The organism is uncultured Ruminococcus sp., from assembly GCF_947301925.1.
GTDB lineage: Bacteria > Bacillota > Clostridia > Oscillospirales > Ruminococcaceae > Ruminococcus.
Genome location: NZ_CAMYUE010000002.1, coordinates 158477 through 171708, shown reverse-complemented (window position 1 = coordinate 171708; position 13232 = coordinate 158477). Strand labels below are relative to the sequence as shown.

The following is a 13232-nucleotide window of genomic DNA, read 5'->3' as shown; positions in this document are numbered from 1 at the left end:
TTTAAGGAGGAAAAATGGCAGCAAGCAAAACCGAAAAAAAGAAGCGTCCTGCTATCCCGAATCCCTTTTCGGGAGGCAGGCGCGGTGATATAAGTCTGTCTTTCTTTGCGTATGTCATGATACTGCTGGTAGTCGGCATAGTCATGATGTCGTCCGCAAGCTATGCATGGGCGTACAGCGAGCACGGGGGAGACGGACTTTACTACGCAAAGAATCAGGCAAAGAATGCCCTTATCGGCTTCGTTGCCATGGTTTTTTTCATGAAGATGGACTATCACAACTTCAAGAACCTGAAGTTGCCCGTGCTCAAAAAACTGAATATCGCAAGCCTGCTCTATATACTGGGAGCTGTGCTGCTTATCGCCGTTCTCCTCATCGGTAACGACGAGGGCGGTTCCATGGGCGCGAGACGATGGATCGACATCGGTCCTCTAAACCTCCAGCCCTCAGAGGTGGCGAAGCTGGCGCTGATAATCTTCTTTGCCTACAGCATGGAGCGCGACGGCCAGAAGATGAACAACTTCACCACAGGCATTGTGAAGTATGCAGTGATACTGGGCGTTTACGTCCTGCTTATCGCGCTGGAGAAGCACATCTCCGGTATCATACTCATAGGCACCATCGCCGTGGCAATGATACTCTGCGGCGGCGTGAACAAGAAGCATTTCATCGCCCTGGGCGCAGGAGCTCTCGGCCTTGCCATAGCCTATATCTCATGGCAGGCACAGGTGCCGGGAAGCTACGTTGCCGTCCGTATCAAGTCGTGGCAGAATCCCTTTGCCGACAAGCTTGGCGACACATGGCAGACCGCAAACTCGCTTATCGCCATAGGCTCGGGCGGACTTTTCGGCCTGGGACTGGGCAACTCCCGTCAGAAGTATCTCTATCTCCCCGAGACCAAGAACGACTTCGTTTTCCCCATAGTCTGCGAGGAACTGGGCTTCGTGGGAGCTCTGGCAATAATCATCGTATTCTTCCTTCTCATAGTAGAGGGCTATTCCATAGCTGTGCGCTGCAAGGACCGCTTCGGTATGCTCATTGCGGTCGGTATAACCACACAGATAGGCATACAGACTATCCTCAACCTTGCCGTTGTAAGCAATCTGATACCCAATACAGGTATCAGCCTGCCCTTCTTCAGCTACGGAGGCACAGCCCTTATCATGCAGCTGGCGGAAATGGGCATAATGCTGAACATATCGCAGCACAGATACTATCCCGACGAGAAGTCAAAGGAGAAAAAGAAGAAAAAACAGTCCAAAGCGAAAAAAACACCAAAGCCTGAAGGAGAATCAGCATGAGAGTATTGATTGCCTGCGGAGGCACAGGCGGACACATAAATCCGGGTCTGGCCATAGCGGATATAATAAAAGACGAGTATCCCGATACGGAGTTCCTCTTTGCTGGCACTCCAAAGGGCATGGAGGCAAAGCTGGTGCCCAAGGCAGGATACAGGCTTGAGACCATAAAGGTGGCAGGCTTTCAGAGGAAGATATCCCTTGAGAATATCGGCAGGAACGCCAAGGCTCTTGCATATCTTGCCACATCGGGCAGGAGGGCGAAGCAGATAATAGAGGGCTTCAGGCCCGATATAGCCATCGGAACTGGCGGCTATGCGGCAGGTCCCGTTATCCGCAAGGCGGCAAGAATGGGTATACCTACGGCCATACATGAGCAGAACGCCTATCCGGGAGTTACAAACAAGCTCCTCTCCAAGGAAGTGGACTACGTTATGCTCACCGTGGAGGAAGCCCTGAAGTTCATGGACAAGAGCAAATTCGAGTACAGCGTTACGGGACTTCCCGTGCGCAGCAATATAAATACCATGAGCCGTGAGGAGGCAAGGAAGAAGCTGGGCTTCGACGACAGCTTCACCATTCTTTCCTTCGGCGGCAGTCTGGGCGCAGGCTGTATCAACGAGACCATGACAGAGGTCATAAAGTGGCATACGGGGAAGAAGCTCCCCATAAACCATATACACGGCTACGGCGGAATGGGCAAGGATACCTTCCCACGGGCCATGAAGGCGGCAGGCATACCCCTGAAGTCTGACAGGCTCCGCATTACCGAGTATATAAACGATATGGACGTTTGTCTTGCGGCGGCAGACCTTGTTATATGCCGTTCGGGAGCCTCAACTCTTGCGGAGCTTGAAGCCGCGGGAAAGGCCTCCATACTTATCCCGTCGCCAATAGTTGCGGGAAATCACCAGTACCACAATGCAATGGTGCTGGGCAACGCAGGGGCGGCAGTAGTCATCGAACAGAAGGACGTCACCAACGAAAAGATGATCGCAGAGATCGAAAAGCTCTACAGCGACAGCGAAAAGGTGAAGGAAATGTCCGGAAATGCGGCTAAGCTCCACCTGACGGATACAAATGACCGTATCCTCAATGTGGTGGCAAAGCTGTTTGCAAAAAGCGATAATGGAAAAAGGTAAGAAAGTGGAAGTCGGCGGCACTTCCCTTAACGTATACACCGAGGGCAGCGGTCCTGTTACCATAGTATTCATGTCGGGAGGGGGAGTCACTCTTCCCGTGCTGGAATACAAGCCCATATACAGAAGGATGTCGCAGAAGTACCGCATAGCAGTTGTTGAGAAGGCAGGCTACGGTCTCAGCGGCAGTGCGAAGACTCCGAGAACTATTGAAAACCTTGTCGGCGAGGACAGAGAGGCGCTTCGCAGGGCAGGCATTGAGCCGCCCTATGTTCTTGCGGCACATTCCTATTCGGGACTGGAGGCTGTTTACTGGGCCAATACATACCCCGACGAGGTAAAGGCGGTGCTCAGCATGGATATGGGCATACCCGACTATGCGTTATTGCAGGCCGAGGAGGTCCCCGATGAAAAGAGGGACAGACTCCTTGCAAAGCAGCATAAGCTGCTGAAGCTCATAGCAAAAAGAGGACTGCTGGCAAGGCTGCTGAAGAACAGGACGGAGAACGTCTCGGGACTGATCGCAGGAAACGAGCTCACCGACGAGGAAAAGCAGCTCTACCGCGAATACTTCTACAAGAACATAGCAAACCGGGAGTATATCGAGGAGTCGCGGCTCATGACCGCAAATGCGGCAGCGGCCGTTGGCACAGGATATCTTCGCTGCCCCTGCTGCTTCTATATAAGCGACATGAAGGGCATGAGCAAAAAGAAAACATGGCGTCAGGCAGGTCTGGAATACGCAGAGAAATGCGGCGCCGAGGTACATCTCTCCGACAGGGGACACATGATGTACACAGCCATTCCCGGCGAAATGGCGGATACCTTTGAAAAATTCCTTGCTGCGCACGGCATGGGCGCAGAGTAACATAAGCTCACCTTACAGCATAATATACATAAAAATGCTGTGGGGTGATGAAATGCAGAAATTCATTATAAACGGCGGCAGGCGGCTGAGAGGCGAGCTTGCCCTTCAGGGCAGCAAGAACAGCTCGCTGCCGATAATGGCGGCGGCACTGCTCTGCAAAGGGGAGTGTACGCTGCACAGCTGTCCGAGGCTCACAGATGTGTATGCCGCTTCCAGGATACTGAACTGGGTTGGCTGCAAATGCAGCTTTTCCGACAATACGGCTGTGATAAGCTCGGAGTTCATCGGCAGGACAGAAATATCCGAATGCCTTATGCGCGAGATGCGCTCCTCAATAATCTTCATGGGAGCCATGCTCGGCAGAGCGGGGGAGTGCGTAGTCAGCGTCCCGGGGGGCTGCGAGCTTGGACCGAGGCCCATAGATATGCACCTTGCGGCGCTGAGGAAAATGGGCGTGGATATCCGTGAGAGCGGAGGCAGCATAATCTGTAAGGCCGCGGGCGGCAGAGCAAAGGGAGCAAGGATATCACTTGCCTTTCCCTCTGTGGGAGCCACCGAGAACATAATCCTCTGCGCGGTCACAGCCGACGGCGAGACCGTGGTGAACAATGCTGCCAGAGAGCCAGAGATATGCGACCTCTGCGGATTCCTCAGAGCCTGCGGAGCGGATATAAAAGGCGACGGCGGCAGCCGTATCACAGTAAACGGAAAAAAACAGCTTCACGGCTGTGAATATACAATAATGCCCGACAGGATAGTGGGAGCCACCTATCTTTCAATGGCTGCCGCGGCTAAGGGCGAGCTTATACTTACTAATGCCTGCGTTCCCGAAATGGAGCCCTTTTTATCGGTGCTGGAACAGACGGGATGCAGTGTGTATACATCCGACAATAAAATATATCTGCGCAGCGGCGCAAGGCTTACTGCGGTAAAGGAGCGGATAAGGACAATGCCCCATCCGGGCTTCCCCACAGACGCTCAGGCGGTGCTTATGGCTGCGCTTTCAGTGGCTGACGGCACCAGCATATTCGAGGAGAACATCTTCGACTGCCGTTACCGTCACGCGGAGGCTCTCATAAAAATGGGAGCCGATATAGATGTGCTAGGCAAGGTGGCAGTAGTCAGGGGCGTGTCCTCTTTGAGGGGGGCCTCTGTTGAGGCGACGGACCTGCGCGGCGGTGCTGCAATGGTGATAGCTGCGCTGTGTGCCGAGGGCACAACGGAAATGACACGCATCTGTCATATAGACAGAGGATATGAAAAAATGGAGGAAGCCGTAAGAATGCTGGGCGGGGATATGCGCCGGGCATAAGGCTGAAAGAATTGGAGAAGGTATGAAAGACGTCGAGAAAACAAGTGTGGAAAGGAAGAACAGCCGCAAGCGCATAAGGCGGCGCAACAGAATGAGGAATGTCTACGGTCTGGTAGTTATCCTCCTTGTGGCAACGGCTGTTATAACCATAAGCTATACTTTCCTCTTCAACATAAACGAGATAAGGGTATCGGGCGAATCCGATATGTATTCGGCTGAGGAGATAGTTCTGGCCTCGGGCATAAACGAGGGCGACAATCTTCTGAGGCTGGACTGCGGAAAGAGCGAGCAGATGATACTCGATCAGCTCCTTTATGTGGAGACGGCAAAGGTGGAGCGCGACTTTCCCTCCACTTTGAGCATTACCGTTACCAAGTGCATACCTGCCTTCAACGTGCAGTACAGCGGAGGAACGCTCCTTGTCAGCAAAAAGGGCAAGATACTTGCGGACAACGGCTTTATCACCGACGGACTTCCCATAATCTACGGCCTTGAGCCTGCCGAGACGGAGGCGGGAAAAATGGTGGCCTCCGAAAACGAGCACAAGAACGAAGCCTTTACCGCCCTCATAACCAGCATGATCGAAAAGGGCTACAATAATATCATGTCCGTTGACCTCAGCGACGAGTACGCCATAATAGTCAACTACAAGAACGATATGATCTTCAAGATGGGCAACTGGAGCGACGTTGAGTATAAGCTCGATCTTGCCAATACCGTCATGAACGACGAGAACGTAAAGGGCAAGAAGGGTTATCTCACCATGATAGGCACCAACCAGTGCAGCTTCAGGGACAGCGATTCTCCCGCTGCGGTACCCGGTATAATCGAGCCCACAACAGCTCCGAAGACCGACGAATACGGCAATCCTATAGACGAGATCAGCGAGCAGGATCCCGATATGGAGGCAAAATTCAGCGAGATAAACAACAGCCGTACAACTACCATAGTTACCACAGTTACCGAGGCTGTAACGGAATGGAGCGGCGATACGGACTATAACGGCGGCTACGACGACGGCAGCCAGTGGGGCGATTACGGCGGCTATTCCGACGGGGGCTATATCGATAACGGATACGGCGAAGGCTACGAAAATACTCAGTGGTGACTGATATATATGTGCAAAATGGCAATATCAGCTATTCTGTAATTGTTAATTATGCTGAAAATAAAAAAATTTTTGTATGCACTTGAAAAAAATGCTCCTATATGCTAAAATATAAAGTGTATTTATAGAGTAATATATAATATTGATAAAATAAGGATAATTAAATAGTAGGAGGAGTTCAAATGTCAGATTTCAATTATGAGGAAACACTCGAACCCGATGTTAATATAAAGGTCATCGGTGTCGGCGGCGGCGGCGGAAACGCTGTTAACTGCATGGTAGATTCGGGTGTCAATAATATAGAATATATCGCTATCAACACAGACGCAAAGGCTCTCAACAAGTCCAAGGCCACAACAAGGATACCGATCGGTGCCAAGCTCACAAAGGGCAGAGGCGCAGGCAACAAGCCCGAGATCGGTCAGCGCAGCGCCGAGGAGAACCGCGACGAGATCGAGACACACCTCAAGGGTGCCGACATGATCTTCATTACAGCAGGTATGGGCGGCGGAACTGGTACAGGTGCTGCTCCCGTAGTTGCAAAGATAGCAAAGGAAATGGATATACTCACAGTTGCAGTCGTTACAAAGCCCTTCCTCTTCGAGAGAGAGCAGAAGATGGCTCAGGCTGAGAGAGGTATCGCAGAGCTGAGAAAGTATGTTGATTCACTTATCGTTATCCCTAACGAGAGACTTCTCGTAGGCCTCGATAAGCCCCTTACAATGATGCAGAGCTTCGCACTTTCGGACGACGTTCTCAAGACAGGTGTAAAGAGCATTTCCGACCTTATCGTTGAGGAAGGCTACATAAACCTGGACTTCGCAGACGTTTCCACCATCATGAAGGACGCTGGCTATGCTCACATGGCTATCGGTCACGGTACAGGCAAGGACAAGGCAAGAGACGCTGCAAACGCAGTTATCTCCAGCCCGCTTCTCGAGACATCTATCTCGGGCGCAAAGAGACTCCTTATCAATATCGCTATGTCCGAGGATATCCTTTCTTCCGATGTGGATGCAGCTACAAAGATGATCACAGATACAGCTGCTGAGGGCGTTGAGTTCATCTTCGGTACAGCGTTCAAGGAGGATATGCAGGATGAGATGACCATTACGGTTATCGCAGCCGGCTTCGACGATGACGATGCTCCTGCTTCCACAACTATTGAGGAGTCAAATCCCGAGGAGGACATCATTCCTATCGACAATCCTCTCATTGACGGTCTCGGCTTCGGCGGCAACGCTGCTGCAAAGCCCTCATCATCAAGCCAGGATTACGACCTTGATGATATCTTCAAGATGCTCGGCAACTAATAGTAATATAAGCGGTCCTGCGGGGCCGCTTTTGTTATATACAACAGAGGCTTCAAATGGCATAATACAGACGTGTCAAAGACATTTGACAGCGTATTCTGTATCTTGTAAAAGGCATTTGGTTGCATAACCTGGCTGCATCTGCTATGATGAGCTCAGACAGGGGAGATGCCCCTGCGGAAAGGAGTGAAACGTATGGAACTGAGCAAAAGGATAAAAGAACTGAGAACGGAAAAAGGCTGGTCACAGGAGACACTGGCAGAACGCGCGTATGTCAGCCGCCAGACCATATCCAACTGGGAGACTGAAAAGAGCTATCCCGATGTCCACAGTCTGCTTATCCTGAGCGATGTATTCGGCGTTTCTCTTGACGAACTTATCAAAGGAGATGTTGATACTATGAAAGAGACTGTTACAAAGAATGACGGAAAAGAAATGAAAAAGCTTTATAATCTTGCAGGTATGGTAACACTTGCAGCTCTTGCATCGGCAGTGCTTGCTTCTGTACTGAACGCCGAGCCGCTGAGATTGTTGTTTGCGATGCTTACCGGTGCGTTTCTGGTAGCCGCATATATAGCATTTCATAAAATGGGTAAAATGCAGATGGAGAACGACGTTCAGACTTATCGCGAGGTCATTGCGTTCATGAACGGCGAAACTCTCGATGACATCGAAAAGGCAAAGGAGCTCGAAAAGCGAAAGGGCTTGAAAAAGAAATATATTCTGACTCTGGCTTTGGTTTTAGGTATAGGCCTGGTGGTGGAATTTATCGTATTTTTCGTCCTGTTTCTGGAGAGTCGGGGATATTTTTGGATTTGAAGTGAATATCCTCCGGCAATTTTCAATGGATATGAAAAAAGCATATTTCGTATAGTTTTTATGTTTACAAATTGTAACTTAATGAGCTGATATAACGTATTATGATAAAGGAGTTGACTGCATTATTAACGGGTGGTATAATTTTGCCCGTTTTTATAGTAAATTGCACTAAAATCAATCCAAATTTTCTACATTTCAATAGTTGAAATAATATAATAATTATGATATAATTTATGTAAGGCGTAATCATCAGAACCTGTATTCATGGGCTGTGAAGGCTCTTTTATATGCAACATCACCAAAAACAGCCTTCACATGAGCTGAGTATGGGTTCTTATTCCTTAATTTTTTACCTCGGTCCTACCGAGGGGAATGGAGAGTACCATGGGCGAACAGTCACCAACAGTATTAAGAGAAACCAAGATGGGTCAGAGAGGCTTCGTAAAGGAAGACGTTATTACTTACCTCGACGAACTCAATTCCAAGATCGTAGCTCTTGAGGACGAGCTTAAAGCTTCAAAGGAGAACGGTCCTTCAGACCCTCAGGAAGTTATAAAGTACAGGAATCAGGTGGAGAATCTTCAGGAGAAGCTCAATACCTCCAATAATGCACTCAGACAGGCTAAGAAGGAAAACGAAGAACTCCAGAAAACTATTGCACAGCTCAAGGCTGCTGGCGGAGCCGCAGGAAGCGCTCAGGCTGCTGCTGCACTTGAGGCTGCAAAGAAGGAAATAGAAACTCTCAAGGAGCAGCTCAAGGCTTCAGAGGCCAAGATCGCTGCTTCAGGCAATAATGCACAGGCAAATGCTCAGACTACTGCCGCTCTCGAGGCTGCCAAGAAGGAGATCGAGGATCTCAGGAACCGTCTCAAGGCCGCAGAGGTAAAGGCTGCTTCAGCAGGCAATGCCGCAGGTGCCGCAGCTGCTGACGGCGAAGTTGCCAAGATCAGACAGGAGCTTGCTAAGATCACAGAAGAGCTCAATGCAAAGAATAAGGACCTTGCTGCAAAGACCAAGGAGCTTGCAGATAAGGACAGCAAGATAGCAGAGCTTGTTAAGAAGGGCGACGATTCCTCCAAGATCAGCGCTGAGATCGCTAAGAAGGACGAGGAGATCAAGTCACTCAACGAGCAGATCACAAAGCTCAAGGAAGAGAATACCGATCCTATCGCTCAGATGGGCGCAATGTTCGCAGAGGCTCAGAAGAACGTTAACCAGATCAAGAATCAGGCTAAGGCTGACGCTGACGCTGTTACCAAGGAAGCTAACGACAAGGCTGCACAGATCCTCAAGGACGCTAACGTTGAGGCTGAAAAGGCTATCGCAAACGCAAATGCTGCTGCCGAGGCCTGCATAAAGGAAGCCAACGATCAGGCTAAGAACACAGTTGACGAGGCTAATACACACGCCGATAAGGTCAACGCTATGTCCAAGACAGTACGCGAGATGCTCCTCACAGAGATCGAGAGCGTAAACAGCAAGTTCACAGATATCGCTTCTGTACTCAATAACCTTACAGGTCAGTGCTCAAGCAGAATGAACGAAGCTCAGAACATCATCGGCGAGGCTCGCAAGACAGTCGATGTTGCAAAGTCAGATAACAGCGTAAAGAAGGCAGAGGCTCCCAGAGCTGAATTCAATCCTTCAAAGGCTCCCAAGGCTGATCTTTCAGACCTTGCCTCCGCAAAGCCCGCTGCTGTCAGCGATCCCTTTGCAAATGTAGGCAACTTCAATAACGCCAACAAGAGCAACAATAATAACAACAACAATAATAATATCAATAACAAGCCCGTTCAGGCACCTGCTCAGAATCAGCAGCAGAACAAGCCTGCACAGGGCAACAAGAGCGCAAACTTCAACTTCGATATGGCAGAGCTTCTCAAGGCTGCCGAGGAAGAAGCCGCTAAGGAAAACTAAGATCATTGTTATCCGGCTCCCGGGGAGAGATCTCCGGGGAGCCGGAAATAAAACGCTTGTATGATAAACTGCGGATTGTTGGGTGGATATCTTGCTTGATTTTGATCACGATCTCAATGAACTTAACAGCAAAACAGACGAGGAACTGGCCGTGCTCGGCAAGACCGACAAGACAGCTGCCGCTGTACTGATATCGCGCTTTTCAAGGCTCGTATTTATTAAATCCGAGATCTTTGCAGGCTCAGAAACGGACTGCGAGGACCTCCATCAGGAGGGCATGATGAGCCTTCTGAAGGCTATCGACGCCTTCGATCCGAAAAAGGGCGTGAAGTTCTCCACCTTTGCCGAGGTATGTATCGTCAACAGGATGAGGACTCTCTCCCGTAAAACGGTGAAGGATATGACGTTCACGGAAAGCATCGGCGACGAGGCGGAGGATATCATATCAGGGGAGGAAACTCCCGAGAGCATCTACTTCTATAAGGAGTTCTTTTCCGAGATGTGGAAGAATATATGCTCGGTGCTGTCTCTCACAGAGCTCAATGTCCTGACGCTGTGCGTTCAGGGACTCAGCTACAGAAGTGCGGCTGAAAAGCTGGGCATGACTGAGAAGGCGGTGGATAACGCCATGCAGCGTGCAAGAAGGAAGATCCGTGCAGTGATGCACGATACAAATGAAATATGACCGTGTAGCTCAACCCAGAGAGCGTTGTTTTACAAAGATGTGGGTGTAAATCCGACCGTGGTCGAAAAAATTTAAGCGAGGTATTGTACTATGTACGAAGACAAGACATTAGTTTGCAAGGAGTGCGGACAGGAGTTTATTTTCTCCGCAGGCGAACAGGAATTTTATGCAGAGAAAGGCTTCGTGAACGAGCCCCAGAGATGCAAATCATGTCGTGACGCCAGAAAGAACGCAGGAAAGGCTGAGCGCGTAATGTACACAGCTGTATGTGCTTCATGCGGCGGCGAAGCAAAGGTTCCTTTCGAGCCCAAGGAAGGAAGAGCTGTTTATTGCAGCGATTGCTTTGCAAAGATGAACGAGGCATAATTAATGAGACCGAAAGCACAGTCGGAAACGGCTGTGCTTGGTTTTGTTTATGCGTACTGTTTCGGCAGTGCGCTATTTTTTGAATGAGGTGCAATATGCTTGATAAAAGACTTGAAAAGATAGCCGCCCTGGTAAGCGGAGAGGGCGTCGCCGTTGACGTTGGTACCGACCACGCTTATCTTGCCGCGGAGCTTATAAACAGCGGAAAGTGCAGCAGGGTAATAGCCTCCGATGTGAAGGAGGGACCTCTGGAGTCGGCTCGCAATACCGTTGAGAGGTTCGGCATACAGGATAAGGTGGAGCTGATACTCTCCGACGGTCTGGAAAATGTTCCCCTTGATGGCGTGTCCGATGTCGTTATCGCAGGCATGGGCGGCGAGACCATTGCGGAGATAATCGGAGCCGTTGACACAAGAGCTCAGGAGAATATAGATATACGCTGGATACTTCAGCCCATGACAAAGCCCGAGGTGCTGCGCAGGAAGCTGTATGAGTACGACCTTGCCATAACCGACGAGTATGCTGTTGAGGACGGAGACAAGATGTATGTCATCATGACAGCGGAATACTGTCCCTTCCCGCGGAGACTCACCGAGGCCGAGGCGCTGTGCGGTGAGTTTGACGAGAATGACGAGACTGCCAGCAGGTACAGAGCAAGGGAGGCGCAGCGCCTTGAAAGAGTCGCCGAGAACCTGGGAAAAGCAGGCAGGGAGTGCGAAGCGCAGCATTTCCGCGCTCTTGCGAAAAAGACGGAAAAGGGTATAGGCTTTGAGAAGATAAGCGATATCGTAGACTTCCTTGACGGGCTGTATCCCTTTGCAGCTCAGGAAAAATGGGACAATTCAGGCTATCTGGTGGAGAGCTCGGAACAGGAATGCTGCAAGTTACTGCTCAGTCTTGATATAACAAATGAAGCGGTAGCTGAGGCGGATATCAAATGCGCGGAGCTCATGATCTCCCATCACCCCGTTATATTTGAGCCCCGTAAGCGCCTGATGCGGGATGATCCCGTCTACACACTCATCGAGAGCGGCATAGGCGCGGTTTGTCTCCACACCAATCTGGATATAGCCGCAGGCGGCATAAACGGCGTTATTCTTGGGAAGCTCCGCGAAAAGCTCGGCATTGAAGGCGAGCCTCAGCCATTTGAGGAGCTGGGGGGCGGAAACAGTCTGGGCTGGATAATTGAACTTCGTGAGCGCATTACGGGAAGGGCTCTTGCGGAGCTCTGCAAGGAGATATTCGGCTGCGAAAGGGTAAGGACGTCCCACTGCGCGGACATGGAGATAAGGCGCATAGCCTTCTGTTCGGGCTCAGGCGGTTCAATGCTGGAGCTTGCGGCGGAAAAGGGCTGCGACGCTCTTATTACAGGCGATGTGAAGCATGATGTGTGGATAGACGCCAACAACCGCGGCATGGCGCTGCTGGACTGCGGACACTTCCACACCGAGAACCTTGTGCTGTGGGAGCTCCGCCGCGTACTGGAGGAAAGATTCCCTCAGCTGGATATCGAGATAGCGGAATCCTCTGTTGATCCCTGCGAATATGTCTGAGGTGAGGCTATGAGTATATTCGTATGCCCCGTATGCGGCGAACGGCTGGAAATATCGGGGAACAGCTACATCTGCCCGAAGCGTCACAGCTTCGACAAAGCAAAGAGCGGCTATGTGAACCTGCTGCTTTCAAAGCACATGGGCAAGACGGTCCACGGCGACAACAAGCTCATGGTGCAGGCACGGCGGCGCTTTCTCGACAAGGGCTACTATAAGCCACTGTGTGACGCCCTCTGTGACGCTGTCGCGGAGAACCTTGAAGGCGGGGCGATTATTGACGCAGGCTGCGGCGAGGGCTATTACACAAGCGCAATTATCGACCGACTGAAGTCGCAGGATATTGCGGCGAAGGTCTGCGGCATAGATATATCAAAGGCGGCGGTGGAATACTGCGCAAAGAGGTGCAGAGAGGCGGAGCTTGCCGTGGCAAGCGTGTTCCACATACCTGCGGCAGACAGCTCCTGCGATATGCTGGTGACGCTGTTTGCGCCGTATTGCGGCGAGGAGTTCCGCAGGGTACTGAAAAAGGACGGGGTAATGATAATGGCTATCCCGTCGGCAGACCACCTGTGGGAGCTGAAACAGGCGGTATATGATACCCCCTACAGGAACGAGGTAAAGCCATACGAGCTGGAAGGCTTCACCTTTGTGTCTGCAAAGAGGGTCACATATACAATGGAGCTTGGCTCCTCAGAGGATATAACGGCACTTTTCTCCATGACTCCCTATTACTACCGTACAGGCAGGGAGCAGCAGGAGAGGCTTGCGGAGCTTCAGCAGCTTACAACAAAAGCTGACTTTGAGCTCCTTGTTTATCGCAATAATTGATTGGAAGTATTGCGCACAAAATGTTA

Annotated in this window: 12 protein-coding genes; all 12 read left to right on the top strand. The window is 50.7% G+C overall.

Annotation, left to right across the window (positions count from 1 at the left end):
• Positions 1–14: 14 nt before the first annotated feature.
• The 12 genes from Q0Y65_RS04180 (at position 15) to Q0Y65_RS04125 (ending at position 13206) form a co-directional block, all read left to right on the top strand.
• Positions 15–1301 (top strand): FtsW/RodA/SpoVE family cell cycle protein, encoded by a 1287-nt coding sequence (locus Q0Y65_RS04180; protein ID WP_297957472.1) that lies wholly within the window; start codon positions 15–17, stop codon positions 1299–1301.
• The gene (gene murG / locus Q0Y65_RS04175) at positions 1298–2440 is read left to right on the top strand and encodes an undecaprenyldiphospho-muramoylpentapeptide beta-N-acetylglucosaminyltransferase (protein ID WP_297957469.1); all 1143 of its coding nucleotides are present in this window, start codon (positions 1298–1300) and stop codon (positions 2438–2440) included. The genes Q0Y65_RS04180 and murG overlap by 4 nt, the downstream gene beginning before the upstream one ends.
• Positions 2427–3305 carry an alpha/beta fold hydrolase gene (locus tag Q0Y65_RS04170; protein ID WP_297957467.1) on the top strand — a complete coding sequence of 293 codons (879 nt, stop codon included), beginning with the start codon at positions 2427–2429 and terminating at the stop codon, positions 3303–3305. The genes murG and Q0Y65_RS04170 overlap by 14 nt, the downstream gene beginning before the upstream one ends.
• A 52-nt stretch (positions 3306–3357) precedes the next feature.
• Complete coding sequence (murA, locus tag Q0Y65_RS04165; protein WP_297957465.1) at positions 3358–4617, top strand: UDP-N-acetylglucosamine 1-carboxyvinyltransferase; 1260 nt, start codon at positions 3358–3360, stop codon at positions 4615–4617.
• 22 nt (positions 4618–4639) lie between these two features.
• The gene (locus Q0Y65_RS04160) at positions 4640–5725 is read left to right on the top strand and encodes a cell division protein FtsQ/DivIB (RefSeq protein WP_297957463.1); all 1086 of its coding nucleotides are present in this window, start codon (positions 4640–4642) and stop codon (positions 5723–5725) included.
• Positions 5726–5907: 182 nt separating this feature from the next.
• Positions 5908–7038, top strand: coding sequence for a cell division protein FtsZ (ftsZ, locus tag Q0Y65_RS04155; RefSeq protein WP_297957460.1), 1131 nt, complete (start codon positions 5908–5910; stop codon positions 7036–7038).
• A gap of 195 nt (positions 7039–7233) precedes the next feature.
• Positions 7234–7857 carry a helix-turn-helix domain-containing protein gene (locus Q0Y65_RS04150; protein ID WP_297957458.1) on the top strand — a complete coding sequence of 208 codons (624 nt, stop codon included), beginning with the start codon at positions 7234–7236 and terminating at the stop codon, positions 7855–7857.
• A 384-nt stretch (positions 7858–8241) separates the two neighbouring features.
• Positions 8242–9774 carry a hypothetical protein gene (locus Q0Y65_RS04145; protein WP_297957456.1) on the top strand — a complete coding sequence of 511 codons (1533 nt, stop codon included), beginning with the start codon at positions 8242–8244 and terminating at the stop codon, positions 9772–9774.
• 91 nt (positions 9775–9865) lie between these two features.
• On the top strand, positions 9866–10459 hold the full coding sequence (locus tag Q0Y65_RS04140) for a sigma-70 family RNA polymerase sigma factor (protein WP_297957454.1): 594 nt from the start codon (positions 9866–9868) through the stop codon (positions 10457–10459).
• 90 nt (positions 10460–10549) lie between these two features.
• Entirely contained in the window at positions 10550–10825 is a 276-nt protein-coding gene (locus Q0Y65_RS04135; protein ID WP_028521131.1) for a zinc-ribbon domain containing protein, read from the top strand.
• A 95-nt stretch (positions 10826–10920) separates the two neighbouring features.
• Positions 10921–12378: a Nif3-like dinuclear metal center hexameric protein gene (locus Q0Y65_RS04130; RefSeq protein WP_297957450.1), complete on the top strand. Its 1458-nt coding sequence runs from the start codon at positions 10921–10923 to the stop codon at positions 12376–12378.
• Positions 12379–12387: 9 nt separating this feature from the next.
• On the top strand, positions 12388–13206 hold the full coding sequence (locus Q0Y65_RS04125; protein WP_297957447.1) for a putative RNA methyltransferase: 819 nt from the start codon (positions 12388–12390) through the stop codon (positions 13204–13206).
• The last annotated feature ends 26 nt before the right edge of the window (positions 13207–13232 follow it).

Excerpts from the sequence above, each read along its gene's own strand:
- Q0Y65_RS04180 (WP_297957472.1), top strand. The coding sequence starts at position 15 with ATGGCAGCAAGCAAAACCGAAAAAAAGAAGCGTCCTGCTATCCCGAAT.
- murG (WP_297957469.1), top strand. The coding sequence starts at position 1,298 with ATGAGAGTATTGATTGCCTGCGGAGGCACAGGCGGACACATAAATCCG.
- Q0Y65_RS04170 (WP_297957467.1), top strand. The coding sequence starts at position 2,427 with ATGGAAAAAGGTAAGAAAGTGGAAGTCGGCGGCACTTCCCTTAACGTA.
- murA (WP_297957465.1), top strand. The coding sequence starts at position 3,358 with ATGCAGAAATTCATTATAAACGGCGGCAGGCGGCTGAGAGGCGAGCTT.
- Q0Y65_RS04160 (WP_297957463.1), top strand. The coding sequence starts at position 4,640 with ATGAAAGACGTCGAGAAAACAAGTGTGGAAAGGAAGAACAGCCGCAAG.
- ftsZ (WP_297957460.1), top strand. The coding sequence starts at position 5,908 with ATGTCAGATTTCAATTATGAGGAAACACTCGAACCCGATGTTAATATA.
- Q0Y65_RS04150 (WP_297957458.1), top strand. The coding sequence starts at position 7,234 with ATGGAACTGAGCAAAAGGATAAAAGAACTGAGAACGGAAAAAGGCTGG.
- Q0Y65_RS04145 (WP_297957456.1), top strand. The coding sequence starts at position 8,242 with ATGGGCGAACAGTCACCAACAGTATTAAGAGAAACCAAGATGGGTCAG.
- Q0Y65_RS04135 (WP_028521131.1), top strand. The coding sequence starts at position 10,550 with ATGTACGAAGACAAGACATTAGTTTGCAAGGAGTGCGGACAGGAGTTT.
- Q0Y65_RS04130 (WP_297957450.1), top strand. The coding sequence starts at position 10,921 with ATGCTTGATAAAAGACTTGAAAAGATAGCCGCCCTGGTAAGCGGAGAG.
- Q0Y65_RS04125 (WP_297957447.1), top strand. The coding sequence starts at position 12,388 with ATGAGTATATTCGTATGCCCCGTATGCGGCGAACGGCTGGAAATATCG.